This is a genomic window from Sorangiineae bacterium MSr12523 (genome assembly GCA_037157775.1).
Taxonomy (GTDB): Bacteria; Myxococcota_A; Polyangia; order Polyangiales; family Polyangiaceae; genus Pendulispora; species Pendulispora brunnea.
This window is the reverse complement of the sequence record CP089982.1, coordinates 6,169,141-6,196,135: the sequence shown is the minus strand read 5'-3', so window position 1 is coordinate 6,196,135 and position 26,995 is coordinate 6,169,141. Positions and strand designations below refer to the sequence as shown.

General features: G+C 64.9%; 23 protein-coding genes. 17 read left to right on the top strand and 6 right to left on the bottom strand.

All coding sequences use genetic code 11. The features are described 5' to 3' along the window. Nucleotides 1-12: 12 nt before the first annotated feature. Nucleotides 13-3,606, bottom strand: a complete 3,594-nt coding sequence (gene smc / locus LZC95_23850) for a chromosome segregation protein SMC (protein WXA99836.1) — start codon at nt 3,604-3,606, stop codon at nt 13-15. Between the two features lie 237 nt (nt 3,607-3,843). On the opposite strand from smc, the gene LZC95_23845 reads away from it, so the two are divergent. Together LZC95_23845 and LZC95_23840 are read left to right on the top strand one after the other, a co-directional pair. Beyond that, nucleotides 3,844-4,227: a zinc ribbon domain-containing protein gene (locus LZC95_23845; protein ID WXA99835.1), complete on the top strand. Its 384-nt coding sequence runs from the start codon at nt 3,844-3,846 to the stop codon at nt 4,225-4,227. Between the two features lie 18 nt (nt 4,228-4,245). Continuing rightward, nucleotides 4,246-5,178 (top strand): GGDEF domain-containing protein, encoded by a 933-nt coding sequence (locus tag LZC95_23840; GenBank protein WXA99834.1) that lies wholly within the window; start codon nt 4,246-4,248, stop codon nt 5,176-5,178. A gap of 9 nt (nt 5,179-5,187) precedes the next feature. Here LZC95_23840 and LZC95_23835 read toward each other — a convergent pair whose 3' ends face one another. Beyond that, nucleotides 5,188-6,033: a hypothetical protein gene (locus LZC95_23835; GenBank protein ID WXA99833.1), complete on the bottom strand. Its 846-nt coding sequence runs from the start codon at nt 6,031-6,033 to the stop codon at nt 5,188-5,190. After that, complete coding sequence (locus tag LZC95_23830; protein ID WXA99832.1) at nt 6,030-6,575, bottom strand: hypothetical protein; 546 nt, start codon at nt 6,573-6,575, stop codon at nt 6,030-6,032. Before LZC95_23830 ends, LZC95_23835 begins: the two co-directional genes overlap by 4 nt. Nucleotides 6,576-6,661: 86 nt before the next feature. Here LZC95_23830 and LZC95_23825 point away from each other — a divergent pair, with 86 nt between their 5' ends. The 11 genes from LZC95_23825 to LZC95_23775 all read left to right on the top strand — a co-directional run bounded on the left by LZC95_23825 (nt 6,662) and on the right by LZC95_23775 (nt 18,992). Next, on the top strand, nt 6,662-7,513 hold the full coding sequence (locus LZC95_23825; protein WXA99831.1) for a chorismate mutase: 852 nt from the start codon (nt 6,662-6,664) through the stop codon (nt 7,511-7,513). A 7-nt stretch (nt 7,514-7,520) separates the two neighbouring features. Then, nucleotides 7,521-8,489: a hypothetical protein gene (locus LZC95_23820; protein WXA99830.1), complete on the top strand. Its 969-nt coding sequence runs from the start codon at nt 7,521-7,523 to the stop codon at nt 8,487-8,489. Nucleotides 8,490-8,541: 52 nt separating this feature from the next. Beyond that, on the top strand, nt 8,542-8,850 hold the full coding sequence (locus LZC95_23815) for a hypothetical protein (GenBank protein WXA99829.1): 309 nt from the start codon (nt 8,542-8,544) through the stop codon (nt 8,848-8,850). Beyond that, the gene (aroA, locus tag LZC95_23810) at nt 8,843-10,201 is read left to right on the top strand and encodes a 3-phosphoshikimate 1-carboxyvinyltransferase (protein ID WXA99828.1); all 1,359 of its coding nucleotides are present in this window, start codon (nt 8,843-8,845) and stop codon (nt 10,199-10,201) included. Before LZC95_23815 ends, aroA begins: the two co-directional genes overlap by 8 nt. 26 nt (nt 10,202-10,227) lie before the next feature. Then, nucleotides 10,228-10,953, top strand: coding sequence for a (d)CMP kinase (gene cmk, locus LZC95_23805; protein ID WXA99827.1), 726 nt, complete (start codon nt 10,228-10,230; stop codon nt 10,951-10,953). After that, nucleotides 10,950-11,915, top strand: coding sequence for a hypothetical protein (locus tag LZC95_23800; protein WXA99826.1), 966 nt, complete (start codon nt 10,950-10,952; stop codon nt 11,913-11,915). The genes cmk and LZC95_23800 overlap by 4 nt, the downstream gene beginning before the upstream one ends. Nucleotides 11,916-12,084: 169 nt before the next feature. Further along, nucleotides 12,085-13,524 (top strand): serine/threonine protein kinase, encoded by a 1,440-nt coding sequence (locus tag LZC95_23795; protein ID WXA99825.1) that lies wholly within the window; start codon nt 12,085-12,087, stop codon nt 13,522-13,524. 20 nt (nt 13,525-13,544) lie between these two features. Beyond that, complete coding sequence (locus LZC95_23790; protein ID WXA99824.1) at nt 13,545-14,588, top strand: tetratricopeptide repeat protein; 1,044 nt, start codon at nt 13,545-13,547, stop codon at nt 14,586-14,588. Nucleotides 14,589-14,849: 261 nt separating this feature from the next. Continuing rightward, complete coding sequence (locus tag LZC95_23785; protein ID WXA99823.1) at nt 14,850-16,652, top strand: 30S ribosomal protein S1; 1,803 nt, start codon at nt 14,850-14,852, stop codon at nt 16,650-16,652. A 149-nt stretch (nt 16,653-16,801) separates the two neighbouring features. Beyond that, nucleotides 16,802-18,070, top strand: coding sequence for an AI-2E family transporter (locus tag LZC95_23780; protein ID WXA99822.1), 1,269 nt, complete (start codon nt 16,802-16,804; stop codon nt 18,068-18,070). A 4-nt stretch (nt 18,071-18,074) separates the two neighbouring features. Continuing rightward, on the top strand, nt 18,075-18,992 hold the full coding sequence (locus LZC95_23775; protein ID WXA99821.1) for a hypothetical protein: 918 nt from the start codon (nt 18,075-18,077) through the stop codon (nt 18,990-18,992). Nucleotides 18,993-18,999: 7 nt separating this feature from the next. Here LZC95_23775 and LZC95_23770 read toward each other — a convergent pair whose 3' ends face one another. Continuing rightward, nucleotides 19,000-21,051 (bottom strand): flagellar biosynthesis protein FlhA, encoded by a 2,052-nt coding sequence (locus LZC95_23770; GenBank protein WXA99820.1) that lies wholly within the window; start codon nt 21,049-21,051, stop codon nt 19,000-19,002. Nucleotides 21,052-21,214: 163 nt separating this feature from the next. Here LZC95_23770 and LZC95_23765 point away from each other — a divergent pair, with 163 nt between their 5' ends. The 3 genes from LZC95_23765 (at nt 21,215) to LZC95_23755 (ending at nt 24,701) form a co-directional block, all read left to right on the top strand. Further along, nucleotides 21,215-21,946 carry a Stp1/IreP family PP2C-type Ser/Thr phosphatase gene (locus tag LZC95_23765; protein ID WXA99819.1) on the top strand — a complete coding sequence of 244 codons (732 nt, stop codon included), beginning with the start codon at nt 21,215-21,217 and terminating at the stop codon, nt 21,944-21,946. Between the two features lie 177 nt (nt 21,947-22,123). Continuing rightward, on the top strand, nt 22,124-23,032 hold the full coding sequence (gene cysD, locus LZC95_23760; protein ID WXB00216.1) for a sulfate adenylyltransferase subunit CysD: 909 nt from the start codon (nt 22,124-22,126) through the stop codon (nt 23,030-23,032). A 1-nt stretch (nt 23,033) separates the two neighbouring features. Then, entirely contained in the window at nt 23,034-24,701 is a 1,668-nt protein-coding gene (locus LZC95_23755; GenBank protein ID WXA99818.1) for a GTP-binding protein, read from the top strand. A gap of 85 nt (nt 24,702-24,786) precedes the next feature. Here LZC95_23755 and LZC95_23750 read toward each other — a convergent pair whose 3' ends face one another. Then, the gene (locus tag LZC95_23750) at nt 24,787-24,948 is read right to left on the bottom strand and encodes a Flp family type IVb pilin (GenBank protein ID WXA99817.1); all 162 of its coding nucleotides are present in this window, start codon (nt 24,946-24,948) and stop codon (nt 24,787-24,789) included. A gap of 537 nt (nt 24,949-25,485) precedes the next feature. Between LZC95_23750 and LZC95_23745 the strand changes: the two genes are divergently transcribed. After that, nucleotides 25,486-25,647 (top strand): Flp family type IVb pilin, encoded by a 162-nt coding sequence (locus LZC95_23745; GenBank protein WXA99816.1) that lies wholly within the window; start codon nt 25,486-25,488, stop codon nt 25,645-25,647. An 84-nt stretch (nt 25,648-25,731) separates the two neighbouring features. Here LZC95_23745 and LZC95_23740 read toward each other — a convergent pair whose 3' ends face one another. Next, on the bottom strand, nt 25,732-26,955 hold the full coding sequence (locus LZC95_23740; protein WXA99815.1) for an aminotransferase class V-fold PLP-dependent enzyme: 1,224 nt from the start codon (nt 26,953-26,955) through the stop codon (nt 25,732-25,734). Nucleotides 26,956-26,995 lie beyond the last annotated feature (40 nt).

Sequence of the window (26,995 nt, the reverse complement as noted above, 5' to 3'; positions counted from 1 at the left end):
GCCTCGTTGTCGTTAAGCCACCGCCGCCGCCGAACCGCCGGTCGCCGGCAGCCCCGGGCGCTGCTTCTTCTCCGCCGTGTCGTTGATCTTCACGCTGACCAGGCGAGAAACGCCCGACTCTTGCATGGTGACGCCGTAAAGCACGTCCACCATCTGCATCGTCCGTTTGATGTGCGTGATCAAGATGAACTGCGACCGATCCGTCATGTTGCGGATCATCTCGTTGTATCTTGCAACATTCGCCTCGTCGAGCGGGGCGTCGACCTCGTCCAGGATGCAGAAGGGCGAAGGCTTGATCTGGAAGATCGCGAAGATGAGCGACACCGCGGTCAGCGCCTTTTCGCCACCGCTCATCAGCTCGATGCTGGACAGCTTCTTCCCCGGCGGCTGCGCGAGGATGTCGATGCCCGTCTCCAGCATGTCCTCCGGGTTGGTCAGCCGGAGCGAAGCCCGCCCGCCGCGGAACATCTGCGGGAAGATCGTCTCGAACTTCTCCTTCACCGCCTGGAACGTGTCGGCGAAGAGGCGCTTCGATTCCTTGTTCATTTGCTGGATGGCCTGGTTCAAGTCGGCCAGCGCCTTCTCGAGGTCCAGCTTCTGCGTCGAGTAGAACTCGTAGCGCTTCTCGGCCTCGGCGTGCTCGCGCACGGCGTCGAGGTTCACGCTGCCCATGCGCTCGATGAGCGTGCCCAGCTCGGAGATGCGCTCGTGCGTCTCCTCCTCGGGCGGCGGCCGCATGTGGTAGTCGCCGACGACGCGGCCGAGCTCGAGCCCGCGGAACTTCTCCGCGACGCCTTCGAGCAGGTGGGTCATGGCCAAGCGGCGCTCGCGCAAGGCCATTTCGTGCCGCGTGAGCTCCTCGCGGGCCAGCTCGGCGCTCGCCCGGAGCTCCTTGAGCACGCCCTCGTGTTCGCCGAAGAAGACGCGCAGCGACTCGACCTCGGTGCGCGTGCGGGTGAGTTCCTCGGCGGCCACGCGCGCGACCTCGGCGGCCGCGGCGTGCTTCTCGCGGTGGGCCATGAGCAGGGCGGCGGTTTCGCCGATGGACTTCGCGCACTCGAGGATCTCCGCCTGCAAACGCGTGCGCCGCTCCTCGAGCTCCTTGGTGCTTCGCTCGAGCCGGCTCAAGGTGCTGCGCGCCGCGGTGAGCTTTTCGCGCGCACCGGCCAGCTGCACCTTCTTCTCGGTGAGCACCTGGCGCTGCGCGTCCACGCGATCGCGCCACGATTCCGCCAAAGCCTCCGCCTCGCCGAGCTGGGCGCTGCCCTCCTCGTGAAGCGCGTTGGACTCCTCGAGGGCGCGCTGCGTCTCCGCACGCTCCACGTCCGCCTCGGCCAACGTCGAGCCGAGGTCCTCCACCTCGGTCGACAGGGCCTCGAGCCGCTGCACGATGGTGGCAAGTTGGTCTTCGAGCGCGCGCAGATCCTTCTCCGCGCGGACCAGCGAAAGCTCGTCTTGGTGCGCCCGATGGCGTGCACTGTCCAGCGCGCCCTGGGTCTCGCCCAACTCCGCGCGCAAGGTCTGATGCTGCGCGAGGCGCTCGGTCACCAGCACGTCCAAGCGCGCGACATCTTCCGTGAGCTCGCGTGTCTCGCGCTTCGTGTCGAGCATGCCCGCGGCCACGTCTTCGCCCGTACCGCCGGCGATGCGCCCGTCCTGGAAGAACACCGTCCCCGCGAGCGTCACCACCGCGACATTGCCCAGCGTTTCCCGCAGCCGACGCGCCTCGGGGATGTCTTTCGCCACCAAGGTGTCGCCGAAGAGCGAGCGCACCAGCTCTTCGTCCTCCGGCGCATAGCGGAGTCGCTCGACCAGGCGAGGGGCATCGCCCACCGCGATGGTCCCCGCGACGTACTGAGGACTCTGCGGAACGATGACCGCGCGGCCTTTCTTGTCCTGCGCGAGCCCGTCGAGCAGCGAAAGGCCGCGGTCGACGTCGCGCACGACCACGTCGTGCAAACGGCTGCCGAGCCAACCGGCGACCGCCAAGGTGAACTCCGCAGGCGCCTCGATGCGGTCGGCCACGAGACCGCACAAGGTCTCGTCCTTCGTGCCGACCAGGGCCTTCACACCGGCGCCGACGCCTTCGAGACGCGCCAGCATCTCCTCGAGCGCGTGGAGCCGCGAGCGCTTGCGCGAAAACTCGTTCTTCGCCTCCTCGAGCTCGCGCTCGCTGGTGGCGATCTGCAGCTTCAGCTCTTCGAGCCGCGTCTCGAGCTGCGCCTGCTCCTCGGCGCTCATCTCCTTGCCCGTGCGGTGCTCGGTGATCTCCTGCTCGAGCCGCGAGGTGCGCGAAGCCTGCTCCAGCCGCTCGCCTTCCAGGCGCTCGCGCTCCGACACCACCTTGTCGAGGCGCGCCTGCATCTCGTCCTTGCGCCGCTCGATCCCGGCGAGCTTCGCCTGTGCGCTCGCGATGTTCGCCTGCGCCTGCGACACCTGCTGCCGCACGGTCTTCACCGATTGCTCGGCTTCGTTGTGCGCGGCGACCAACTCCGCGAGCTGGTCCTCCTCGCCGCCGACGAGCGACGCATGCGTCTCCTCGACGCCCTCGAGGGCTGCCATCTCTTCCAGCACGGTCTCGCGCTCGCGCACGACACCTTGCCACTGCTCCTCGATCTCGCGCTCCTCGGTCGAGGCCTTCTCGTCGCGCTGGCGCAGCCCATCGAGCTTGTCCTGCGCGCGCGCCATCGCCGCTTCTTCCGCCCGCACCTCGTTTTCGGCGCCGAAGTTCGCGTTCTGCGCCTGCTCGAGCTGCTCCTCGGCGGTGTGCATCTGCGTGCGGAAGCCCTCGAGCTGCGCTTCGCGCTCGGTCAGGGCCACGCGCGCCTGGTCGCTCTCCGTCGTGAAGCGCTCCACCTCGTTCGCCTCGAGCTTGATCCAGCCCGACAGCTCCAAGTACCGGTGCGAGGCTTCGTAGAGCTGCAGATCTTCGAGCTCTTTGCGGTACGAGAGGAAGCGCTCGGCCTTGGCCGCCTGGCGCTTCAACGAACCGAGGTTGCGCTCGATCTCGGCCACGATGTCACCGACGCGCAGCAAGTTTTGCTGCGTCATCTCCATCTTGCGCTCGGCCTGCTTCTTCTTCGACTTGTACTTCGTGATGCCCGCGGCCTCCTCGATCAGCAGGCGCCGGTCCTCCGGCTTGGCGCTCACGATGAGGCCGACCTTGCCCTGCTCGATGATCGAGTACGCCTTGGCGCCGACGCCGGTGCCGAGGAAGAGATCCGTCACGTCCTTGAGACGAACCTGTGTCTTGTTGATCAAGTAGTCGCTGTCGCCGTTGCGGTTCAACCGGCGCGTGACGGCGATCTCGGGGTAGTCTTTGTACTCGAGCGGAACGTCACCCGCGTCGTTCTCGAAGGTGAGGGTGACCTCGGCGAACTCGTTCGCGGCGCGCGATTCGGAGCCGTTGAAGATCACGTCCTCCATCGCCCGACCGCGCAGGTGCTTCGCCGACTGCTCGCCCATGCACCAACGGATGGCGTCGACGATGTTCGACTTGCCGCAGCCGTTCGGGCCGACGATGCCCATCACGTCGTGTTCGAAGTTGACGATGGTCCGATCGACGAACGACTTGAACCCGATCATCTCGAGCTTTTTGATCTTCATTTCCGCTCCGGGAGCGGGACCCGCCCGCTCTACTGATCCTCGTCAAGTGACCACATGGCAAACGTATGGTCACTTCACATAGGGTCACGCTGGAAGCTACGAAATGATCCGGGGGCCGGCAAGAACAAACTGGCAGCGGTTGGGCTCGGGTGTCTATATGTGAAGGCACTCCGTGCGGTTGGGCCGTGTTCTCTTGACAGAGTGCTCACGCGTTCATATTTCGCGCCGTAGAAAACCATGCCGACCTACGAGTACGCCTGCTCGAACTGCCAGAATCAGTGGGAAGAGATTCAGAAGATCTCCGAGCCTGCCTCCACCGTGTGCCCCAAGTGCAACCAATCCACCGCACGGCGGCAGATCAGCGGGGGCAACTTCATTCTCAAAGGGGGAGGCTGGTACGCCGACCTCTATTCTTCGACCAAGAAAACGGAAGGCTCCAAGGCCAACGGAACATCGTCGAATGGCGATGCTTCGAAGAAGGCCGACGCGACACCGGCGGCCTCGTCGTCATCGAATGGTTCGTCCGGCGCAGGCTCACAGAGCAGTTCGAGCGGCTCCGGATCCTCTTCTGGTTCCGGCGGCTCCTCGGGAGGCTCGTCGAGTTCCAGTAGCGGGAGTTAGTTCCAAAAAAGTCCACGCATGTCCGAACGCCCTCGCCCTCAAGACTTCGAAGACGACGACGCGGAGAGCGCAAAAACGCGCGTCACCCATCCCCGCACGAAGCGCTTGTTGGTCAAAGAGGGCGTCGGTCAGGGGGGGTGCCTCGTGTGCATCTACACGGGCGATGCGACCCAGCTCGGCAAGCGCTTCGTCCTGACGAACCCGACGCGCATCGGCCGGGGCGAAGAAAACGAGATCGTGCTCGAGGGCGATAGCGTGTCGCGCCGGCACTGCCTGGTCGAGGAGAAGGACGGCCGTTGGTGGTGCAACGACCAGCGCTCCACGAACGGCACCTACGTCAACGACGAGCGCGTGATGGGGGAGCGCCGTCTGGAAAATGGCGACCGCGTGAAGGTCGGGTCGACCATCTTCAAATACTTCTCCGGCGACGACGTCGAGGCGCTGTACCACGAGGAAATCTACCGGATGACCATCATCGATGGTCTGACCGGCGCGTATTTGAAGCGCTACCTGCTCGAGTACCTCGACAAGGAGATCGGGCGCGCACGCCGGCACGAGCGCGAGCTCTCGCTGATGATGTTCGACCTCGATCATTTCAAGCGCATCAACGACGAGCGCGGCCACGTCACCGGCGATCACGTGCTCAAAGAGGTCGCGCGCATCGTGCTCGGGCGCATTCGCCCGGGCGACGTGCTGGCCCGCTACGGCGGCGAGGAGTTCGCGGTGGTGCTGCCGGAAACGCCGCTGGAGGCCGCGCGCATCCTGGCCGAGGTGTTGCGCACCAGCATCGAGAACAACGTGTTCGAGTTCCAAGGGGCGCGCATTCCTGTGACGATCTCGTGCGGCCTGGCCAGCTTCACCAAGGGCGACAAGACCGGGCTCGAGTTGATCCAGCGCGCCGACGAGAAGCTTTACGTCGCCAAGCGCGCCGGCCGCAATCGCGTGGAATAGCTCGAGAAACTAGTACGTCGGCGGCGTCAGCGTTCGCTGCGTGAGGCGGAGGACGTGCCGCTGCGCGAGCCCCGCCGAAAGGGTGAGGGTGCAGCCCAAACCGCGGAAGACCTCGACGAGCATGCGCTTCGTCACGTCGTCGACGTGGGCGCCTCCGGCGTAGTTGACCGCGCCATCGAAGGCGAGCCACGCGAAGAGCGACGCCCCGAGAAAACTCCAGGGCCACGCGAGTGTGCCACCCCGCAGGGCGATGGCCGTGGGAAGCACGGGCGCGAGCATGCAGAGCGAGCCAATGTCGCCCAGCTCGGAGGCCACGTTGGTGAGGGCCTCGATGTAGCCTGCGAAAAAAGCACGCAGATCATGCACCAAGGGCCCGCCCGCGAGGGCAAACGCAACGATGGCCGTGGCCACGTAAGCACGGCGGCGCGTGCGGACGGCGTCGGGAAGATCGGCCTCGGTCCACGCGCGCCCGAATCGAAACGCGCTCACGATGGCGGAGCCGTTGCCGATCAGCGACAGGACGCCGCGCGCGATGTCGATGCCCATCGCTTGCGGAAAGCCGGGGAAGCGCGTGAGATCCGAGAGAAAAATGAAGAGGAAGCACGTCGCCTGGTAGACCCACGCGCTGCGCAGGTAATCATCGCGGTCGAACGCGCGCGCGGCGATGGCGCTGCCGATGAAGGCGAGCGCCTCCGCCACGGCGGCCTCGAGGTGGAAGAACAACTTCAGCGACGGCGGCGGCGCGAACTGCGCGGCGAGAATCACGAGCGCGGCGCCCGCGAGCGGAAAAAGCGCGAGGGCCCCCAGTTGGCGCATGCTGGCATCGAGCGGGGCCTGTGTGATTCGCGCGTTCATACCCATGTCTCGCGGGGTGAACGGCGGCTCGGCCCAAAGATGAGAACGCGGACCTCACCGGTCGAGATGCCCAAGGTACTCGCCACGCGCTGGAGCACGAGCTGTGAGATGCGCCCGCGGGGTGGATGCGCGATGGCTTGGAGATCGTCCTTCCAGGCGAGGGCATCCTCGGGAAACGCGAGTTCTCCCGCCGCGTTGGCGAAGGTCGAGGTCGTGACCGCGTCGACGTGTTTTCGGCCACCGAGCCATCGCTTCGCCGAGAGCGCCCCTCGGGTGAGGCGGTGAAAGGCGACGCAGGCGGTCATCCACGGTTCGACCTCGTCGGCATGGGCCGCCCGTTCGAGTGCAGCGTGGCGCGACTCGATGAGCTCCAGCGGAAAATCGTCGAGCTCGCGAAGAACCCCCGGGAACTCCGTGGCGAGCCGCGCCATGGCCGCCTTCATGGGTCCGGGCGACGCCGACGTGCCATCGGCGCGACGCAAGCGGAGCATCTCGGCATACTTGGCCGCTAGTTCCGTCAGGTCGGCGCGTGAAAGCGTCACAGAGACAGGATACCGCAACTCGCGAAGCGCGCGTGCGCCCGCGTCGCCATGGACAGGCCGCATCTTGTCGCTTAACTTCTTTCGTCGTGAGCGACCGCAAACGCGCGAGCGTGGAGCTTTTGCAGCAAGTCGCCAAACTCGACGCTCAGATTCTCGCCGCACTCGACAACCGAGCGCGGATTTCCCGGAAACTTCGCGAACTTCGGGCCGATGATGCACCGCAGCTTCGCAGCGATCCGGGAGCCCTTCACGAGCTCGTGGCCCGCGGGCACGACATGCCTGCCGAGAGCTTGGAGGCGATCTTCCGTGAGATTTTCGCCGCCTGCCTGGCCCTCGAGCTGCCCGTCAAAGTGGTGTACGCAGGGGCGGAGGGCGGGCTTGCCCACGAGGCCGCGCGTGCGCGCTTCGGCAAAACCGCGGACCTTACCTCCGTGGAAGGGACGCCCGCCGCGCTCGAGGAGGTGGCACGGCGCCGTGCGGAGTTTGCCGTCGTGCCCATCGAAACGAAGCTCGAAGGCATCGTCCAACCGACCATCCTGGCACTCGTTGCCACGGATCTGAAAATCGTGTCGGCCGTCGAGTCGCCGAGCAAGCCGGGGGTGGGCGATGCGAGCGAGCGTGTACGCTACGCGATCGTCGGCGCGCGCCCGTCGAGTCGAACGGGGGAGGATGTCACCGCCCTCGTCTTCAACGTGGCGGACACGCCGGGGGCGCTGCTCGACGTCCTGCGGCAATTCGCCGAGCGTGGCGTCAATCTGCTGCGCATCCAGTCCCAACCGGCGCAACCGCTCCAGTCCACGCTGCTCGTGGATGCCTGGACCTACCTCTTTTTCGTCGAGGTGGCCGGCCACACCACGGACCGCCCGCTCGTCACCGCCTTCGAGGAGGTCAAACGGTTGACGAAGTTTTTCAAAGTGCTCGGCTCGTATTCGGTATGAAGGAGCGATGCGCTTCTTCGCCGTAGCTTTCACCTCGTTGATTCTGTCGGCCGGCCTTGCCGCGTGTGGTGGCGAATCCGAGAACTCGGTTGCGCCGCAGACCCCGGCCGACGTCAAACCCGAACAAATCGACGCCGACCCGCTGGCGCTCCTCCCCGGGTCGGCCATCGCGGTCACCAACGTCGACGCGCGCGCCTTTTACGCAAGCGCCACCTTGGGACCGCAGCTTGCGCGCATCACCGAGCGCCTTCTGCCCATCGGCGAAGAGGCCGGGTTTCGTCCCTCGCGCGACGTCGACCGCATCGTGCTGGGCAGCTACGCGATGCAGGGCGTCGACGTCGCCGCCGTCGTGACGGGCCGTTTCGACGAGAAAAAGCTCGACGAAATGGCCAAAAAGAACACCCCCGCCAAGGGCGGCGGCCAGATCGTCGAGTCCACGTACGCAGGGCGCACGCTCTTCACCTTGAACAACATCGGCATCTGCGTGCTGACCTCGCACACCATCCTGGCCGGGACGGAGACCGGCATCCGCCGCGCGCTCGACCGCATCAAGGAGGGCCGGGTCAAGCGATCCATCCCCGAGTGGATGATCACCACGATCGAGACCGAGGGCGCGGAGGGCGCGGTTGCCGCGGATTTCGCAGCGCAGAACCTCGCGAACCTCAGCGCAGGGCCGCTGCGGCTCGACTGGCTCAAAGGCCTGCAAAAGGTGAGGGTGATCGGCAACTTCAAAGAGCCGGGCATGGAGGTCGCGGGAAGCCTCACGTACGACACGGCGGAGGCCGCGCAGACCGGCAAGCGCGGGATCGAGAGCGCGCACAACCTGGCCACCATGGCCTCGACGTTCAGCGGCCTGATCCCGAAAATCCAGGGGCTCACGGTCCAGGTGGCGGACACGAGCGTGCAATGGAAGTTCTCGGTCGACGACCAGTCGATGCGCACCCTCCTCAAGGCCGTCGAGCAGTTCGCGCTCTAGCCGCGCAAACCCCAGCTTGCGCGCGGGGCCTTGCGGGCTCACTCTAGAAAACATGGCATTTGGGAATCCAGGTGGCGGCCTTCAGCGGGCGGCGCGGGTGCTGGCCACCGCGGACGGGGTGGCGCACGCCGCGCTATTTGCTCTTTTCATGTGGCGCACCGTGGCCGGATCTGGCTTTCGGGCCGTCCAAGGCCTCTTTGCGCTGCTGGCCGGGCTCGGTTTCGTCCTGGGCGTCGTCGGAAGCATGCTGATCCGCTACGGCGGCCGCACCAAGATCCGCTCCTTGGGTCTTTATTGCGTTGCGGCGTCGACGGCTCTCGCCGGCGGCCTGCTCGTGATGGCAAATTGGACGGGTGACTGATCTCGTAATCCATCCCATCGGTGAGGGCGCGCTTTCGGGCAGCGTCCCGGTTCCTTCGGACAAGAGCATTGGCCATCGCGCCCTCTTGTTCTCCGCACTCTGCAACGGCAAGAGCCGCATCTCGGGCTTTTCGTTCTCGGCAGACAACGTCTCCACGGCCGACGCGCTGCGTGCCATGGGCGTCCGCATCGAGACGACCGGCAAGACCGAGCTGACCGTCGAAGGCGTCGGCCTCTACGGCCTACGTGCCCCCGACAAGCCGCTCGACTGCGGAAACTCGGGAACCACGATGCGCCTCATCACGGGCATCCTCGCGGCGCAGTCGTTTCCCTCGACCCTCATCGGCGATCACTCGCTGACCAAGCGCCCCATGATGCGCATCGTCGGCCCGCTGCGAGCACGCGGTGCGCGCATCGATGGCCAGCCGCACCCCAAGCGCGAGGGCGATATCACCGCGCCGCTGCAGATCCACGGCCTCGGCGAGGGCCAGTACCTCGGTCCCATCGAGTACGAGAGCCCCGTCTCGAGCGCGCAGATCAAGAGCGCCATTTTGCTCTCGGGCCTCTTCGCCCACGGCGCGACGCACTTCAAAGAGCCGACCCTGTCGCGCGATCACACCGAGCGCATGCTGTCGGCCCTGGGCGTGCCGCTCCGCACGGTCGGAACGATGGTGGAGCTCGATCCCGCGGGTTGGAACGGCCAGATGCCTGCGCTCGATACCGAAATCGTGGGCGATGCCTCCGCGGCCGCCTTCTTGCTCGTGGCCGCGCAAATCGTGCCCGGCTCGCGCGTGGTGACCCGTTCCGTCGGTACCAACCCGACGCGCACCGGCCTGCTCGAGGTCCTGCGCGACATGGGCGCGGGCCTCTCGATCGAGTCGCTCGGCGAGCGTGCAGGCGAGCCCATTGCGGACATCCACGCGTGGAGCCAGCCTTTGCGCGCGGCCACCATCGGCGGAGAGCGTGTCGCGCGGGCCATCGACGAGATCCCCATTGCGTGTGCACTCGCCGCGCGGGCCTCCGGCACCACCGTGATCCGCGATGCCGAGGAGCTGCGCGTCAAAGAGAGCGACCGCATCGCCACCATGGCCACCGTGCTTCGCTCCTTCGGCGTGACGTGCGAGGAGCTCCCCGACGGCCTCCGCATCGAAGGAAAAGAGGGCCCGCTCGAGGCGGCGGACATCGAGAGCCACGGCGACCACCGCATTGCCATGACCTCGGCCATCCTCGGCTTGCTCGGGCGCGCGCCCACGCGCGTGCGCGACGCGGGCTGCATCACCACGAGCTTCCCGAAATTCGTTGCCACGTTGCGCGGCCTTGGCGCCCGCATCGATGTCGATGAGGCGCAGTAAGGGCGTAGCTGATAGAGTCGCCGCCAATGACCTCAATTGCGTCGGGTACGTCGCGAAATAGGCCCATCGTTGCCATCGATGGGCCCGCGGGGGCGGGGAAAAGCAGCGTGGCGCGCCGGCTGGCCGAAAGGCTCGGCTTCGTGCTCGTCGACACGGGCGCGCTGTACCGCACCGTCGCCCTCGCGGCGGAGCGGGGCAGCATCGCCTTCGATGATGCGGAAGGCCTCGAACGGCTGACGCACTCGCTGGTGGAGTCCAGCGCCATCGCCTTCACGCGCTCCGAAGGGCGCGAACCGCGCGTCCTGCTCTGGGGCGAGGACGTGTCCGATGCGATCCGCACGCCGGAAATCGGCATGGGCGCGAGCATCGTCTCGGCGCACCCGGGCGTGCGCGCGGGCTTGCTCGACCTGCAGCGAAAGCTCGGCGAAGGCGGGGGCGTGGTCCTCGAGGGCCGCGACATCGGCACCGTCGTGTTCCCGGATGCCGAGGTGAAATTCTTCCTCACGGCATCGCCCGAGGTGCGGGCCACGCGCCGTTACGAGGAACTCCTGGCCAAAGGCCAGAGCGTGACCTTCGAGGGCACCCTCGAGGAAGTGAAAAAGCGCGACGCGCAGGACATGAACCGCGCCCACGCGCCGCTCCGTCGCGCCCCGACGGCGATCCTCATCGACTCGTCCGACAACACCGTCGACGAAACCGTCTCCAAAATGGCGGATCTCGTTCAGGCCCACATCACGCAGATGGAAGGATGATGCGCAGCCTCCGGTTCCTGTTGCCCTTGCTCGTGGCGATGCCCCTCGCCTGTGCAGGCCGCCCGGGGCCGGAGCCTCGCCCTTCGGTCGCGGCCGCGGACGACACGGCATGGGTCCGCGACATCGTCGATGGCTCGCGCGATCTGACGGTGAACCTTCACCCGAAAAAGCTCTCGCACGATCCGATTTACGGCCCGCTTGTGCGCAAGGCGAGCCGGCTCGCTGCCGGGGAAAGTCGCTCTTCGTACCTGGGCAGCACGACCCTCGAGGTCCTGGAGCAATCCGACGAGGTCCTGCTCGCGGTGCGCTCCTCGCGGCCGCTCGATGCCGTCGTCATCGTCTCGGGCGTCCCGGCCGGTGTCGACGTGGAGAAGGTGCGCGACGACGACGGGCGCTCGCCCTGGAAGGATGCCACGCGCATGCCCAACGGCCTTCTCGCGCTCTCGTCGCGCGAAGGCAATCCACCGGGCACGCTCTACGTCGTGGGCGAGCGCACGTGGGTGCTCGGCGTCGGTCCCGCGGCGGAACGTGTGCGCGAGCGCCTCGTCGAACGGGGCGGCCGCTCGATGCCCCGCGCGCCAGCGACCCTCGCGCCGAGTGGCAACCAGAAGGACGTGCCGCTCTCCATCAAGCTGCAAGGTGAGCTGCTCGACTCCCTGCGCGGCGTCGCACGCAGCGGCCTGCGACCGATTTTCGATCAACTCAGCTACGTGCGCCTGGCGCTGGCCTCGGGCGACCAAGGCAACCTCGAAGCCGTCTTCCTTTACGAACAAGACAAAGCCGCCGAGCGTGCAAGCGGCCGTGCGCAAGAGCTCATCACCATCGTCCCCGAGAAGATCTCCCCGAACTTGGCATTCCTGCGCAACGCGACGATTCAGCGCTCCGGACGATCGGTGCAAGTTACAGCTAAGTTGCCGTCCCAGCTTTTGCGCGGTTTAGCTGATGCCGAAAAAGAAGAATAAGAAGTAGAAGCGCAGAGCTTCCATCGAGATCACGTGCGCGTACACGTGACGGTGCGCGTACACGTGCTCGTACTCTCGTGTTCGCGCAGGTGTTCGGACTTTGCGCGCGAAATGCCTGACTCTCGGAATCCTTATGTTATCTTCTTTCACCAACACGAGGGGAGAACGCATGACCGTGGCGCCGGAGATCGACGGGGTACCCGAGCCAGGTGCAGTTCTCCTCAAGAAGTACCGTGTCGAACGCGTGCTGGGGCAAGGCGGGATGGGCGTGGTCATCTCTGCGTGGCACGCCGCATTGGAGCAACGAGTTGCCCTGAAGTTCCTCGTGGGCGACGCCATCCGGCAGCGCGAAGCCGTCGAGCGATTTCTTCGCGAGGCGCGCGCCGCCGTCAAACTGCACAGTGAACATGTGGCCAAGGTGACCGACGTGGGCATGCTCGAAACGGGCTCGCCCTACATGGTCATGGAGTTCCTCGATGGACGCGATCTCGGCGACATCCTCGAGGACGGCCTCACCGTGCCCGTTTCGGTCGCCGTCGATTACGTGATTCAAGCCATCGATGCCATTGCCGAGGCGCATGCGCGCGGCATCGTCCATCGCGATCTCAAGCCGTCGAACCTCTTCGTCACCCGGCGAGACGATGGCAGCAACGTCATCAAGGTGCTCGATTTCGGTATTTCGAAATCGGACGCGTTCTCCTCCGGCATCGACAAGGCCGCCCTCACGCGCACGGCCGCCGTCATGGGTTCGCCGCTCTACATGTCGCCGGAGCAATTCCGCTCTTCGAAACGCGTCGACTGGCGCACGGACATCTGGGCCCTCGGCGTGATCCTCTACGAGCTCGTCTGCCACGAGGTGCCCTTCATCGGCGAGACCGTCGGCGAGGTGTTCGAGATTGTCCTGCAGAACGAGCCCACCAGCGTTCGCGATCTCCGCCCCGATGCACCGGAGGGCCTGGAGGAGGTGATCCTCCGCTGCCTGCGCAAAAAGCCGGAGGACCGCTACGCCGATGTCGCGGAGCTCGCCCAAGCGCTCGCGCCGTTTGGTTCGGGCGAGTGGGATCGCTGCGTCCACCGCGCGCGCCGGCTCCTTGCTGGCAAATCGCTCTCGCGCCTGATGACCGAGGGCCCGCCCTCGAGCCACAACGCCATGGTCGTGGGGCCCGGCGTGAGCGGCGTCGCGCCGAAGGTCGCCGTTTCGCTCCCGGCGGTGCGCCACACCAGCGGAGGGTGGGGGACCAGTGCCTCGCACCTCACGCCGCGCCGGCCCCGCTGGCAACTCATCACCGGCCTGGGCGCTGCCGCGTTGCTCTTCCTGGGCGGCATCGCCATCGTCAAAATCGTCGACCGCAACGGTTCCGATCGCCCGGCGGCCTCCGCCGTCGATCCGCTCGCCACCGAGCCTCCGCCGAAAGTGCAATCCTTGGCCGTGGCCACGCCGCCTGCGCAAGCGAGCGTCGTTTCAGCGCAAATCGACGCCGGTGCTGCGCCTCCGGGGAACCGCCCGCGCAAAGCGCCCGCCAAAGCCGCGGCGCCCAAGCCAGCAAACACCCCGAACGATGTCGCGGCCGCGAAACCGGTCGACGGAGTCCTGGACGAACGTCATTAATAAAGGTGGGTGGGGGTCGAATGTTCGTAAAGTCTCGAGTCGTTGCCTGCATCAGCGTCGCAGTGCTCTCCGTGCTCTCCTTTTCGGCCGACGCGCTGGCGCAACAACCGACCACGAGTCCACCCGCGAATCCTCCCGTAAGAGAGCAAAAAGCGGGCTCCGATCTCGCCGTCGCCGAATCGCTGTTCCGCGAAGGCAAAGCCGCCATGCGCGAGAAGCGCTACGAAGAAGCGTGCTCCAAATTCGGCGAGAGCATGCGCCTCGACCCGCAGATGGGCACCCTCTTGAACCTCGCCGCCTGCCACGAGATCACCGGCAAAACCGCCAGCGCGTGGGGTGAATTCAACGAGGTCATGGCCCAAGCCGCCCGCGCCGGCCAGAGCAGCCGCGTCGACTTCGCCAAGCAACACGCCGCCGCCGTCGAAGCGAAGCTCTCGCGCGTGAAGTTCGTCTCCGCGCCGCCGTCTTCCGCCGCGGCCACCATCAAGATCGACGGCAAGACCATCGGCGCCGGCACCCTCGGCACGTCCATTCCGATGGATCCGGGCACGCATCGCATCGAGGTCAGCGCGTCGGGCAAAAAATCGCGCGACGTCACCTTCGAAGTCCCGCAGGGGCCGAGCACCACGGAAATCCAAGTCCCCGCCCTGGAAGACACCTCCGTCGCGAGCGCCCGCACCGAGGAGCCGGCTCCCAAGGAACCCACGCGATCGCCCTCGTCCAGCAAGCGCACCCTCGGCTTCGTCCTCGGGGGCGTCGGTATCGCAGGCCTCGCCGCCGGCACCGTGTTCGGTGTCATCTACCTGGGCAAGAAGGACGACTACAACAAGTGCAACGGCTTCTGCGGAGGCAGCGAGCAGGCCGACCAGGACCAAAAAAGCTCCGCCCAGACGGCGGGGTGGATCTCCACCGCGGCCTTTGGCGTCGGCATCGTCGGCTTGGCCGCAGGAACCATCCTGATCCTCACGTCGAAGCCGCCGTCCGTCGAGAAGTCCGCGACATTGCGCGTCGTTCCATCGTTGAGCTTGCAACGTGGGGGCGTTTCCCTCGAGGGAACCTTCTAGCCTGTCGTAGCCTGCCTGCCCGCGCTCGGCTCCCGGTACCTGTTCAGGCCCCTGCAAGTCGTCCTTTGACACGGGGGGCTATGCAAGGTAGATACCCCGGCCGGATTGGCGCGTTTTCGTTTAGGCGCACCACTCTCGTCTCAAGCTCGTCTCAAGAAGTTTCACCGAGCGCGCAACGGAACGGGTCCGTCGCGCACTCTATTCCTCAATCCAATCCATTTTATCACGCGCAAACGTGAGGCAAGGCAACCCAACCACCACATGACCACCGAACCCCAAGCCCTGTCCTCGGCAGGGAAAAAGACCGAGACCGTCGCCGGCCCCGCCGCCGACACCTTCGCGGCCCTCTTCGAAGAGAGTCTTCAGACTGGCGAATTCGCCAAAGAGGGAGAGATCGTCCAGGGCACCGTCGTCGCCGTCCAGCGCGACAACGTCGTCATCGACATCGGCGGGAAGAGCGAAGGCATCATTCCCGCGAGCGAGTTCACCGACGCCACCGGGCAGCTGACGGTCAAGGCGGGCGATCGCGTCGACGTCTACATCGAGAGCCGCGAGAACGACGACGGCTTGGTCACGCTTTCCAAGGAGAAAGCGGACAAGATGAAGGTGTGGGACGAGATCTCGAGCGCCTGCGAGCGCGATGAGCTCATCGAAGGCACCATCAGCCAGCGCGTGAAGGGCGGCCTCTCGGTCACCATTCGCGGCGGCGTGAAGGCGTTCCTTCCGGGCTCGCAAGTCGATCTCCGTCCGATCCGCAACTTGGACAAGTTGATCGGCCAGACCTACCAATTCAAGGTCATCAAGTTCAACAAGAAGCGCGGCAACATCGTGCTCTCGCGCCGCGTGCTCCTCGAGAAGGAGCGCGATCAAATCAAGACGCAGACCTTGCAGACCCTCGAGGAGGGCAAGATCGTGCGCGGCGTCATCAAGAACATCACCGAGTACGGCGCCTTCGTCGATCTCGGTGGCATCGACGGCCTGCTCCACATCACGGATATGTCGTGGGGCCGCGTCAACCACCCGAGCGAAGTGTTCCAGGTGGGCGACGAAGTCACCGTCAAGGTCCTCAAGTACAATGCGGAGACGGAGCGCGTTTCGCTCGGTCTCAAGCAGACGCAGGAAGACCCGTGGAACCACGCCGAAGAGGCGTACCCGCCGGGCAAGCGCGTGCACGGCAAGGTCATGTCGATCACCGACTACGGCGCCTTCGTGGAGCTGGAGCCGGGCGTCGAGGGCCTCATCCACGTCAGCGAGATGAGCTGGACCAAGAAGGTCAAGCACCCGAGCAAGCTCCTCGAAATCGGCCAGGCGCTCGACTGCCAGGTCCTCGAGGTCGACGCGAAGGCCAAGCGCATCTCCCTCGGTCTCAAGCAGCTCGAGCCCGATCCGTGGACTCTCTTCACCGAGAAGTACCACCCCGGCGACAAGATCGGCGGCAAGGTCCGTTCGCTCACCGATTACGGTGTGTTCATCGGAATCGAAGAGGGTGTCGACGGCATGGTCCACAAGAGCGACCTGTCGTGGACGGCCAAGGTCAACAACCCGGCCGACCTCTACCACAAGGGTGATGACGTCGAGGCGATCATCCTCAGCATCAACCACGACGAGAAGAAGGTCTCGCTCGGCATCAAGCAGCTGTTCGATGATCCGTGGCCGACCATCTTCACGGAGTTCCCCCCGGGCCGTCAGGTCGACGCGAAGGTCATCTCGATCGTCGATTACGGTATCTTCGTCCGCGTCCGCGATGGCGTGGAAGGCCATGTCCCCCAGAACGAGATCGTGGAGCCCAAGGAAGAATCGGGCGAGACGCGCGCGCTCAAGGTGGGTGATGCCATCCAGGCCGAAATCGCCAACATCGACACGCAGGATCGGCGCCTGTCGCTGAGCATGCGCATCGGCGAGGGCGTTGCGGCGGCGAACAAGACCAACGAGAAGCGCGCTTCGGTCGCCCCGAAGAAGGGCTCCTCCGAGGAGACCAAGGGCGGCACCATCGGCGAGCTGATCAAGGCGAAGCTCGGTGCGCAGCTCGGTCTCGAGAAGAAAGAAGACAAGGGCGACGAGTAGTAAGAATACCGCTCCAAAGCGGTATTCTTTCCCCTCCCCGATCATGAACGGCCCCCCAAAGCGGGGGCCTCGGGCCCGCTCCCTCTCCCGATCTTTTTCGGGCATTCGGGGGCGGGAGGGGGAGCGGGATCGGGTAAATGAAACCCATTGTGACTAGCTTACGTTGGCAGCGCCCCGTGTTTCTCGCGGTCACGGCGGGCATCGTCGTCACCGTGTCTTGGCTTGCACGCGAGGTGATGCTCCCGATCGTGCTCGGGCTCATCATCGCGTACGTCCTCATGCCGCTCGTGGAATGGGTCGAGCGGTGGAAGCTTCCTGGCCCGCGCCACGTCCCGCGCGCCGCCGCCATCGTGCTCGTGTACATCCTGGTACTGGGCACGCTGGGCATTTTCGTCCGCACCGTCGCACCGCGCATTGGCTACGAGATGGCCAAGTTCGGACGCGAGGTGCCCGCGCTCACCGCGCGCTTCAAGAATGAATGGGTGCCTGCGCTGCAGAACAAGCTGCACGCCATCACGGGCATCTCCCCGCCGCAGGAAGACACGACCGAGCAACAAGAGCCGGCGTTCGTCGCGCGGCCGCAGCCCGATGGCAGCTACGCGCTGGACATCCAGGGCGGCGTTTCCGTCCGCAACACGCGCGGCGGTTACACGATTCAGGCGCACGAGAAGGTCGTGCCCTTCGATCCGGATTTGTTCCTCGCCGAATCGGTGCAAGGCACCATGACGTACCTCCAGCACAATGCGCTGGAGCTCGCGCGCATCGGCAGCGGCATCGTCTTCAGCATCGGGCGATTCTTCTTCGTCTTTGGTTTGACGTTGATGATCGCCGCGTACTTGATGCTCACGCGCGAGCGCATCCTGGCGTTCTTTTCGTCGCTGGTGCGGCCGTCGTCCCGTCCAGGGCTGGAGCGGCTGATCGTGCGCATCGATCAGGGGCTCTCCGGCGTGGTGCGCGGGCAGATCATCATCTGCCTCATCAACGGTGTGCTCAGCGCCATTGGCCTGGCTATCGTCGGGCTGAAGTACTGGCCGATTCTGGCCATCATCGCCACGGTGTTTTCGCTCATTCCGATCTTCGGCTCGATCATCAGCTCGGTGCCCGCCGTGGCGCTGGGGCTGACGCAGTCGTTCGGGACGGGGGTCTTCGTTTTGCTGTGGATCATCGGGATCCATCAGCTGGAGGCGAACATCCTCAACCCGAAGATCATGGGCGATGCGGCGAAGATTCACCCCGTGCTGGTCATCTTTTCGCTCCTCGTCGGGGAGCACTTCTTCCACGTGACCGGCGCGCTTCTCGCGGTGCCGTGCATGTCCATCGCACAGAGCGTATTCATTCATTTCAGACAGATCGTCCAAAAGACCGATCCCGAGCTCTCCCACGAGCCCGTCGCGTCGGTGCGGGATCTGGGAGAGTAGAACCATGGCCGATGAGAAACCCCTGAAGAAAAAGAAGCAAAACGCGGCCGATCTGCAGAAGGCGCTGCGCGCGGCTCAATCTGGTGGCGGAGGCGAGGGGCAGCCCAAGACGCCCATCGACTACAAGAAGACCTTCGGACGCATCGCCATCATCCTCGCGGTCATCTGGGTCATTGCGTTCATCATCCCGTCGTGGATTGCGAAGGCCGTTGCCGGCGCGCTGACGTTGGTGGCCATCGGATTTGGCATCTGGTTCGTGCGCTTCGTCAAAAAGAACGAAGCGCTGGGCGATCTCCTCCGCGGCGCGGACACCGCCGAGGGCCGCAAGGAAGCGCTGGAGAAGCTCGATAAGGACTTCAAGAAGGGCGACACCCAGGCCGTCCTCGCGCGCGCGCAGCTCGAGATGCAGGAAGACCCGCGCAAGGCGCTCACGACCCTGGAGACCATCAACCTCGACAAGGCGTTGCAGCCCGTCGCCGACCAAGTGCGCTCGCTGCGCGGCATGCTCCATCTGACCTTGGGCGAGCCGAACGAAGCGCGCGGGCTCGTCGACAAGATCGACTTGGGCAAGACGCAGGACCGCAAGCAGCGCGCCATGTTCGCCACCGTTTCCGCGGAGGCGTGGGCCCGCACCGGCCAAGCGAAGAAGGCCCTGGAGACCCTGGAGCTTTTCAATCCCGACGACGACGAGCTCGCCGAAATCCGCGTGCAGATGCTCCGCGCCCGCGCCTTCGCCTATGCTCACGCGAACGACATCAAGGGTCTCGCCCGCACCCTGCGCCGCCTCGCCGAGACGAGTCCGCAGCTTCTGGGCATGTTCGTCAGCGCAAAGAAGACCCACCCGCTGCTCGAGCGCGAGGCGAAGAAGATCCTCATGAGCACCGGCGCGGTCCCGCGCAAAATGGTCCGCCAGAAGATGTGACTTCTCGCTAGCCGATGCCGGTCAAGGTGGCGCGCGCGATGGGGCGCAATGTCACCTCCGGCAAAAGCTCGGCGAAGCTCACCACGGTGAGCTCGGGGAAGTCGTGCTCCACGAGTTTGCGCACGAAGCGCCGGATATCCGGCTGCGTGAGGATGATCCGCGGAGGGGCCATGCCTGCGGCGGCGCGCTCCTCGTTCTCGGGTGCGGCCGCCTCGGTCAGCGCACGTTGAATCGCCGCGATGAGATCGCGTGCCTGCGCCGGTGGAAGCGCGAGGAAGGCGCCCTCCGGCGTGCGCGAAATCGCCCGGCGCACGGTGTCCTCGATCATCGTGTCGAGCAGACACACCTCAAGATGCGGCGCTCCCCGTGTGAGCCGGTATGTAATCGCCCGCCTAAGCTGCGTCCGCGTGAATTCCGAGAGCTGCAGCGGATCGCTCTGCGTGGCTGCGGCACTCGATAGGGACTCGAGAATGGCCCGCAAGTCGCGAATCGAAATCCCTTCTTCGAGGAGCCGTCGCAACACGTCGGCCAGAAGCGGCAGCGATACCGGCTTGGGTACCACGTTACGCACCGTGGCCGGCGCAATCTGCTCCAGCTGGTCCAGCAGACGCTGCGTCTCGGCGAGCCCGAGAAAATCCGCGGCCCGCGCGCGCAAAAGCGTGAGCGCTTCCTCGGCGATGAAGATCGACGCGTCCCGGTCGTCCAAGTCGGGCGGTACCGAAAGAGCCCGCGCTGGAACCTCGTGAAGCGAAAGAACGACATGCCGCGGCGGCAACACCGGATCGACGCGAATACGCGGGGCGGGGAGGGGAACACCCAACTCCGCAAACAGCGTTTCGCGCAATGCGAATACCCGGTTACGCGACTCCGCATCTTCGCGCAATGCATCCAAGTCGGAGCTGACGTCGACGCTCCACGGAATCACCATCGGCACGAAATGTCCCTCTTCGCCGGCCCCGCGCGGCAACGAACCCTGCAGGCGAATACCGGTAGCCGCCGATACCGCGTCGCGAGCCTCGCGCTCCTCCCGGGAGAGCCGATCCCGCCGCGCCCGTGCGACGAAAAACAGAGTTACCGCGATGAGCGCAAATGGAATGGCCGGGAGACCCGGAGTCAGTGCCATGAGCGCCACGAATCCGCTGGCAACGAACAGGGCTTTGGGCGATGCGAAAAGTTGTCGCCAGAGCTCCTCGCCAAGTGGCGTATCCGGCTCCTCGCTGGCAACTCGCGTGACCAGCACGCCGGCCCCCGTCGACAACACCAGCGCGGGAATTTGCGAGACCAGCCCATCACCGATGGTGAGCAGTCCGTACCTCTTCAAAGCGAGCGTAACGGGCATTCCATGCTGCAAAACGCCAATCGCGAGCCCGCCGAGAATGTTCACGGCCGTGATGACCAGCGAAGCAATGACGTCGCCTTTGACGAACTTCATCGCGCCGTCCATGGCCCCGTAAAATTGGCTTTCCCGTGCCAATTCGCGGCGCCGGCGGCGGGCTTCGTTCCCGTCGATGGCCGAGCTTCGCAGCTCCGCATCGATGGCCATCTGTTTGCCTGGCATCGCATCCAGCACGAACCGCGCCCCGACTTCCGCGACGCGTTCTGCACCTTTGGCGATGACGACGAATTGAATGATGGTCAGAATGAGAAATACGACCGCGCCGACGACGTAATTGCCACGGACCACGAAGTAGCCAAAGGCATGGATCACCTCACCGGCATTGGCCTGGAGCAGGATCAGGCGGGCCGACGAGACATTGAGCGCGAGCCGAAAAAGAGTCGTCAGCAGAAGAATCGTCGGGAACGTCGCAATGCCTAGCGCATCCGGCACGTATAGAACGACGAGAAGAATCGCCACCGAAAGAGAAAGGTTTGCGGAGAGAAGGATGTCCAGAAGCCACGTTGGAAGCGGGACAATCATCATGGCCACGACGGCCACGACCATCAGCGCAAGGACAGCTTCCGCGCGCATAGCCCGGGTGCCCGTCGTCCAAAGCGCGCCAACTCCTGACGCGCTCCAGCCCGAGCCCTTGCCCGATTGCGGCTGCGACCGTCTATCCATCCGACCCGCCACTCCGCCCGAGTGCCGCGCCCGCAACAGTGTGTTTCCCGCCATTAAATGTTGGCTCCCTCCTGTGCAAGCACAAGCCTAAAGAGTTACAGTGCAAAACTGGGCATCCATGAAGGTTTCACGAAAATCCCCGGGGGAGAGATCCAGCTGGGGTATGTCCGACGTGGGCCGAAAGCGGAAGACGAACGAGGACGCGCTGTTCGTCGACGACGAATTGGGCTTGTACATCGTGGCCGATGGCATGGGCGGGCACGCCGCGGGGGAAATTGCCAGCCGTGAAGCGACCGCCACCATTTACAGCATGATCAAGCAGGCGGTCCGCGAGTTCGGAGAGCTCAAGAGCCCGCTGACCGAGTCTCGCACCCGGGCAGCCTGTCAGCTCATGGAAAGCGCCATTCAGGCGGCGACGTCCATCATTTATTCGATGGCGGAGCTCGATCGGCAGAAGGCGGGCATGGGCACGACCATCAGCGCCCTGCTGCTTTCCGGCGAATACGGGATCATTGGACACGTGGGCGATAGTCGCATCTATCACGTCACCGCGGAGAAATTCGAGCAGCTCACCGAAGACCACTCGCTCATCGCGTGGCAGCTCAAACAGGGTCTCATCAGCGAAGAGGAGGCCATGGTCTCGCCTTACCGCAACGTCATCACGCGGGCTGTGGGCAATCGTGACCATGTCGAGGTCGACACCGTGGTGTTTCCGGTCGAGCGAAACTCGCGCTTTCTGCTTTGCAGCGACGGCCTGCACGGCTACCTGCGTTCAGGCGACATCGTCCCCACCGTGAGCATCGGTGGCGAGAGTGCCGTGCGCCAGTTCGTGGACTTGGCCAACCAGCGTGGTGGCAAGGACAACATCACCGTCATTCTGGTTGAGCTGAGCTAGTCCGCGCCGAGAAAATGGAACCGCCAAGACGCCAAGAGGTTGGGATTTTTAGGAAAAATTCCTTTTGGCGTCCTTGGCGCCTTGGCGGTTCGCTCTGCTGAAGGGCCAAAATCCGTAACGCGATGGGCTACCGTGAAGAACTTCGGTATGCTAGACGGCAGGTTCGGTATTTTGGACATGAAGCCAGGCCGTCTATCGCATCTGGAGCAACTCGAAGCTGAGAGCATTCACATCCTGCGGGAGGTCGTCGCCGAGTTCGATCGACCCGTGATGCTCTATTCCATTGGCAAGGACTCGTCGGTTCTGGTCCGCCTCGCGCAGAAAGCTTTCGCGCCGGCGCCGCTCCCGTTTCCGCTGCTGCACATCGACACGACGTGGAAATTCCGCGCGATGATCGAGTTTCGCGACCGCTTCGCCCGGGAAAATGGGCTCGATTTGCGGGTTCACACCAACCGCCGCGCCCTGGCCGAGGGCGCGAGTCCCTTCGCGTGGGGCAGCAACAAGTACACGCAGGTGATGAAGACGCACGCCCTGCTCGAGGCGTTGCGCGAAGGTGGATACGACGCGGCCTTCGGCGGCGCCCGCCGCGACGAGGAGCGCTCGCGCGCCAAGGAACGCGTGCTCTCGTTCCGCGACTCGTACGGCCAATGGGATCCGAAGAACCAGCGCCCCGAGCTGTGGAACCTTTACAACGGCAAGATTCGCAAAGGCGAAAGCATCCGCGCCTTCCCGATGTCCAATTGGACCGAGCTCGATGTGTGGCAGTACATCTGGCAGGAGGACATCCCCATCGTGCCGCTTTATTTCGCCGCGCCGCGGCGGGTGGTGGAGCGCGAGGGCACCTTGCTCATGGTCGACGACGAGCGCTTCCCGCTCTTGCCCGGTGAGGAGCCCCGCACGGAAGTCGTTCGCTTCCGCACCCTGGGCTGTTATCCGCTGACGGGCGCGGTGCGCAGCAACGCGACGACCTTGCCGGACATTTTGCGCGAGATGGTGGAGGCCACCACGTCCGAGCGCCAGGGACGCCTCATCGACCACGACGAGGCAGCGTCGATGGAAGCGAAAAAGCGCGAAGGGTACTTCTGACATGGCGGCGGCAACGGAAATGACGAACGGGCTCGCAGGCTGGCTGCGGGCGCAGGAGCAAAAAGATTTGCTCCGTTTCGTGACCATCGGCTCGGTGGACGACGGAAAATCCACCCTCATCGGGCGCCTTTTGCACGATGCGCACGGCCTTTACGAGGACCAATTGCACGCCGTGCGGCGCGCATCGGTGCGCGGTTCCACGCGCGGCGAGGGCTCGACCTCGGAAATCGACTTTTCGCTGTTCACCGACGGCCTGCAGGCCGAGCGCGAACAGGGCATCACCATCGACGTGGCCTACCGGTACTTCACGACGGCGCGCCGCAAGTTCATCATCGCGGACACGCCGGGCCACGTGCAGTATACACGTAACATGGCCACCGGGGCCTCGACGGCGGATGCCGCGTTGATCCTCGTCGATGCGCGTCTCGGTGTGCTGCCGCAGACGCGGCGTCACGCGCAGATTGCCGCGCTGCTCGGGATTTCGCACGTGGTGGCGTGCGTGAACAAGATGGATCTCGTGGACTTCGACCGCGCGGTGTTCGATTCGATCGTGCGCGATCTTCGGGCCATCGGCGAGAAGCTCGGGTTGCGCAGCCTTCACGCGATCCCCGTGAGCGCGCTCGCGGGTGACAACGTGGTGAGCAAGAGCGAGCGCACGCCTTGGTGGGCGGGGACGACGCTGCTCGAGCACCTGGAGACGTTGCCGGTCGAAAATGGCGCGCGGGCGGGCGCGTTTCGCTTGCCGGTGCAGCTCGTGTTGCGTCCGGGCATCGGCTACCGAGGCTTCGCGGGGCAGATCGTTTCGGGCTCGGTGAAGCCGGGCGACGAGGTGGTCGTGCTGCCCTCGGGCAAGTCCTCGCGGGTGACGAGCGTCGACGTGGCGGGCAAACCCGTGGACGTGGCGTTTGCGCCGATGAGCATCGCGCTGCGTCTTGCCGACGAGATCGACATCAGCCGGGGTGACGTCCTGGTGCATGCCGATGCGCCGCTGGCGGTGGCGTCGGACGTGGAGGCCGATCTGGTGTGGATGAGCGAGCGCCCGCTGGACCGGGCGAAGTCGTACCTCTTGAAGCACACCACGCGCACCGTGCGCGCCGAAGTGGCGTCCATCGTGTATGGCACGGATGCCGAGACGCTGGAGCCGGTGGCCAAATCCACCTTGGTGCTCAATGACATCGCGCGCGTGCAGGTGCGCTGTAGGGCGCCTATCTTCTTCGATGCATACGCGGCGCAGCGGGCCACGGGCGCGTTCATTCTGATCGACTCCGTCACCAACGACACGGTGGCCGCGGGGATGATCACGAAGGCACTGGAAGGCGCGGAGCGTGGAACGTCGCGCACCTTGGTGGGTGACGAGGAGCGCCGGGCGCGTTTGGGCCAATCGGGCGCGGTGTTGCGCGTGCTGGCGTCCTCGCTCGCAGGCGCGTTCGAACTGGGCTATGCGCTGGAGCGGGCGCTGTTCGACGGCGGGCGCATTGCCACCGTGGTCGACGAGGCGCGCGACGCACGCGATGCCGCGGAAGCATGTGCGCGCGGCGGGCTGCTGGCCATCGTGGCCGGCGTCGACGCCGACGGCGCGAACGGCGAAGCCGTCGAGTTGAACGGGCAAACGCTCCGCGCCTCGAGCCGTGAGGAACTCGTCCAGCGCGTTCTCGCCGCGGTTCGGTGATTCGCAGCGCTTAAACGAAAAGCGGGCCGGAGAAACCTCCGACCCGCGATTCGATTGTGCTCTCGAACGACGAGAGCGGAGCTTCTCAGAACTCGCCCTTGGCGTCGTTCGCAGCGCCTTTGACGGCCTTGCCGAGCTTCTTGTACGCGCCGGCGACGATCAGGAGGATCGCAACGAGGAGGAGACCGTACTCGATCGCGGTTGCACCCTTCTCGTCTTTGACCAGCTTCATGATGTCTTTGTTCATAGGAATTCTCCTGGATTGATTTCGTAACTTGGGGGGATTTGGGGAAGCCGCGTTGTCCGCTGCTTCGTGAGGGCACTAGTACACGCTCCGTGCCAAGCTCGCTGCGAACGCGCGGTCAAAGGAGCGATTTGCGTAAGTGTTTGAAATTGTTTGGTTCTTGAATGGCGCGCGGATGCCGAAATGTGCGGCAAAAGGCTGGACCGACCCTCGTTCATTGGAGGGTAAGCGATGATCCAAACGAGGCTGCGCGCTCGCGAAATCGAGCCAGATCTCGCGAACTTCAACGCGCATGGATCATCGTTTACCGGTCTGTGGACTCGATGAAGTCCGTATTTCGCGCCGATTTTCTACTTGGGGTGAAATAGGTCCTCTGCCAGGTTTTCGTGAGTATTTCCCGGGAGATGACCGCAATGACGGCGTCTCGCGGGCGCGACGCGAGGCGCTGGCACGGAGCGTGTACTAGTGCCTTCACGAAGCGGCGGACAACGCGGCTTCCCCAAATCCCCCTAACGAACGATAACAATCAGGAGAATTCCTATGAACAAAGACATCATGAAGCTGGTCAAGGACGAGAAGGGTGCAACCGCGATCGAGTACGGTCTCCTCCTCGTTGCGATTCTCCTGATCGTTGCCGGCGCGTACAAGAAGCTCGGCAAGGCCGTCAAGGGCGCTGCGAACGACGCCAAGGGCGAGTTCTGAGAAGCGCTGCGCGTCGTCCGACGCGCGGGTTCTTGCGTGTTGCGGGCCGGTGGGTTTCCCCCACCGGCCTTTTGCTATTTGGGATTACGCCAGGGCAGCGTCGAGCGCATCGAGAAGCTGCGATACCTCGTTGGCCGACGTGTAGTGGACGAACGAGACCCTCACGGCGCCGTCGGGTGCACCCAACGCCTCGAGCAACCGCAGTGCATAGAAATGGCCGAAGCCGGCCATGATGCCGCGTTCGGCGAGTTGGACGACGACGTCCTTGGGATCGCGCTGACGGGGCACGAAGGAGACGGTGCTCGCCCGGCGGTGTGCATCGGCGCTGCCCAGTAGGCGCACGTCGCTTCGCGATGTCAGGTAATCGAGCACCCGCGGCAGGAGCGCGAGCTCGGCATTCCGAAGAAGCTCTCGCACCCGATGAGGGCGCGTCGCGTTCGGACCACCGCCGTGGTGCGCATCGAGGGCATCGAAGTACTCGGCCACGCCTTGCGCCGCCGCGATTTGCGCGTGGTCCGGCCCCGCTGGCACCAGGCGCTTGCGCGGGTAGGGCGCATTGAAATAGTGCCCTTGGTTGCCGAGCCGCTCCGCCAGCGCGTGCCGCACGACCATGGCACCCTGATGCGGCCCGTACACCTTGTAGAGGGAGAACACGTACGCGTCCGCGCCGAGCTCCTTCACGTCGGGCAATCCATGCGGTGCCCACGACACACCATCGACGACGGTGACCGCGCCCACCGCGTGCGCCTTCGCCGTGATTTCCGCAACGGGATTCACGTAGGCCACGATGTTGGAACAATGCGGAAACGCCACGAGGCGTGTTCGCTCGGTCAGAAGCTCGTCGAGCTGCGACGGATCCAGCGCACCGTTCTCCGCATCCACGCGCCACTCTTTCACCGTGATCCCACCCGCGGCGAGCCGCCGCCACACACCGCCGTTGGCCTCGTGATCCTGATTGGTCACGACGATTTCGTCCCCCGGCTTCAACATTTCGCGGAAGGCCTGCGCGAGCACGTACGTATTCTGGGAGGTGGACGGTCCAAGATGGACTTCGTCCGTGTCCACGCCCAAATATTCCGCCAAGCGCGCATACGCTGCATCCATCCACGCCCCCGCCTCGGTGGACGTCCGAAACGGGTAATACGGTTGCACCTTGAGCCGCCGATAATACGTCTCGAGCCGGCGGATCACGTGGGCACACGCATACGATCCGCCCGCATTCTCGAAGAACGCCTGTCCCTTCAGCGAAGGCTCGTCGAACGCGGGGAACTGCTTCCGTACGAAATCCACATCGAGGGCTTTGCTCATGCCCTGCATCTTAACCGATGGTTGAATTCCTCAGGTCAAC

Excerpts from the sequence above, each read along its gene's own strand:
- LZC95_23785 (WXA99823.1), top strand. The coding sequence starts at position 14,850 with ATGACCACCGAACCCCAAGCCCTGTCCTCGGCAGGGAAAAAGACCGAG.
- cmk (WXA99827.1), top strand. The coding sequence starts at position 10,228 with ATGACCTCAATTGCGTCGGGTACGTCGCGAAATAGGCCCATCGTTGCC.
- LZC95_23765 (WXA99819.1), top strand. The coding sequence starts at position 21,215 with ATGTCCGACGTGGGCCGAAAGCGGAAGACGAACGAGGACGCGCTGTTC.
- LZC95_23820 (WXA99830.1), top strand. The coding sequence starts at position 7,521 with ATGCGCTTCTTCGCCGTAGCTTTCACCTCGTTGATTCTGTCGGCCGGC.
- LZC95_23745 (WXA99816.1), top strand. The coding sequence starts at position 25,486 with ATGAACAAAGACATCATGAAGCTGGTCAAGGACGAGAAGGGTGCAACC.
- LZC95_23770 (WXA99820.1), bottom strand. The coding sequence starts at position 21,051 with ATGGATAGACGGTCGCAGCCGCAATCGGGCAAGGGCTCGGGCTGGAGC.
- cysD (WXB00216.1), top strand. The coding sequence starts at position 22,124 with ATGAAGCCAGGCCGTCTATCGCATCTGGAGCAACTCGAAGCTGAGAGC.
- LZC95_23795 (WXA99825.1), top strand. The coding sequence starts at position 12,085 with ATGACCGTGGCGCCGGAGATCGACGGGGTACCCGAGCCAGGTGCAGTT.
- LZC95_23835 (WXA99833.1), bottom strand. The coding sequence starts at position 6,033 with ATGAACGCGCGAATCACACAGGCCCCGCTCGATGCCAGCATGCGCCAA.
- LZC95_23755 (WXA99818.1), top strand. The coding sequence starts at position 23,034 with ATGGCGGCGGCAACGGAAATGACGAACGGGCTCGCAGGCTGGCTGCGG.
- LZC95_23800 (WXA99826.1), top strand. The coding sequence starts at position 10,950 with ATGATGCGCAGCCTCCGGTTCCTGTTGCCCTTGCTCGTGGCGATGCCC.
- LZC95_23775 (WXA99821.1), top strand. The coding sequence starts at position 18,075 with ATGGCCGATGAGAAACCCCTGAAGAAAAAGAAGCAAAACGCGGCCGAT.
- LZC95_23750 (WXA99817.1), bottom strand. The coding sequence starts at position 24,948 with ATGAACAAAGACATCATGAAGCTGGTCAAAGACGAGAAGGGTGCAACC.
- LZC95_23845 (WXA99835.1), top strand. The coding sequence starts at position 3,844 with ATGCCGACCTACGAGTACGCCTGCTCGAACTGCCAGAATCAGTGGGAA.
- LZC95_23815 (WXA99829.1), top strand. The coding sequence starts at position 8,542 with ATGGCATTTGGGAATCCAGGTGGCGGCCTTCAGCGGGCGGCGCGGGTG.
- LZC95_23840 (WXA99834.1), top strand. The coding sequence starts at position 4,246 with ATGTCCGAACGCCCTCGCCCTCAAGACTTCGAAGACGACGACGCGGAG.
- smc (WXA99836.1), bottom strand. The coding sequence starts at position 3,606 with ATGAAGATCAAAAAGCTCGAGATGATCGGGTTCAAGTCGTTCGTCGAT.
- LZC95_23790 (WXA99824.1), top strand. The coding sequence starts at position 13,545 with ATGTTCGTAAAGTCTCGAGTCGTTGCCTGCATCAGCGTCGCAGTGCTC.
- LZC95_23740 (WXA99815.1), bottom strand. The coding sequence starts at position 26,955 with ATGAGCAAAGCCCTCGATGTGGATTTCGTACGGAAGCAGTTCCCCGCG.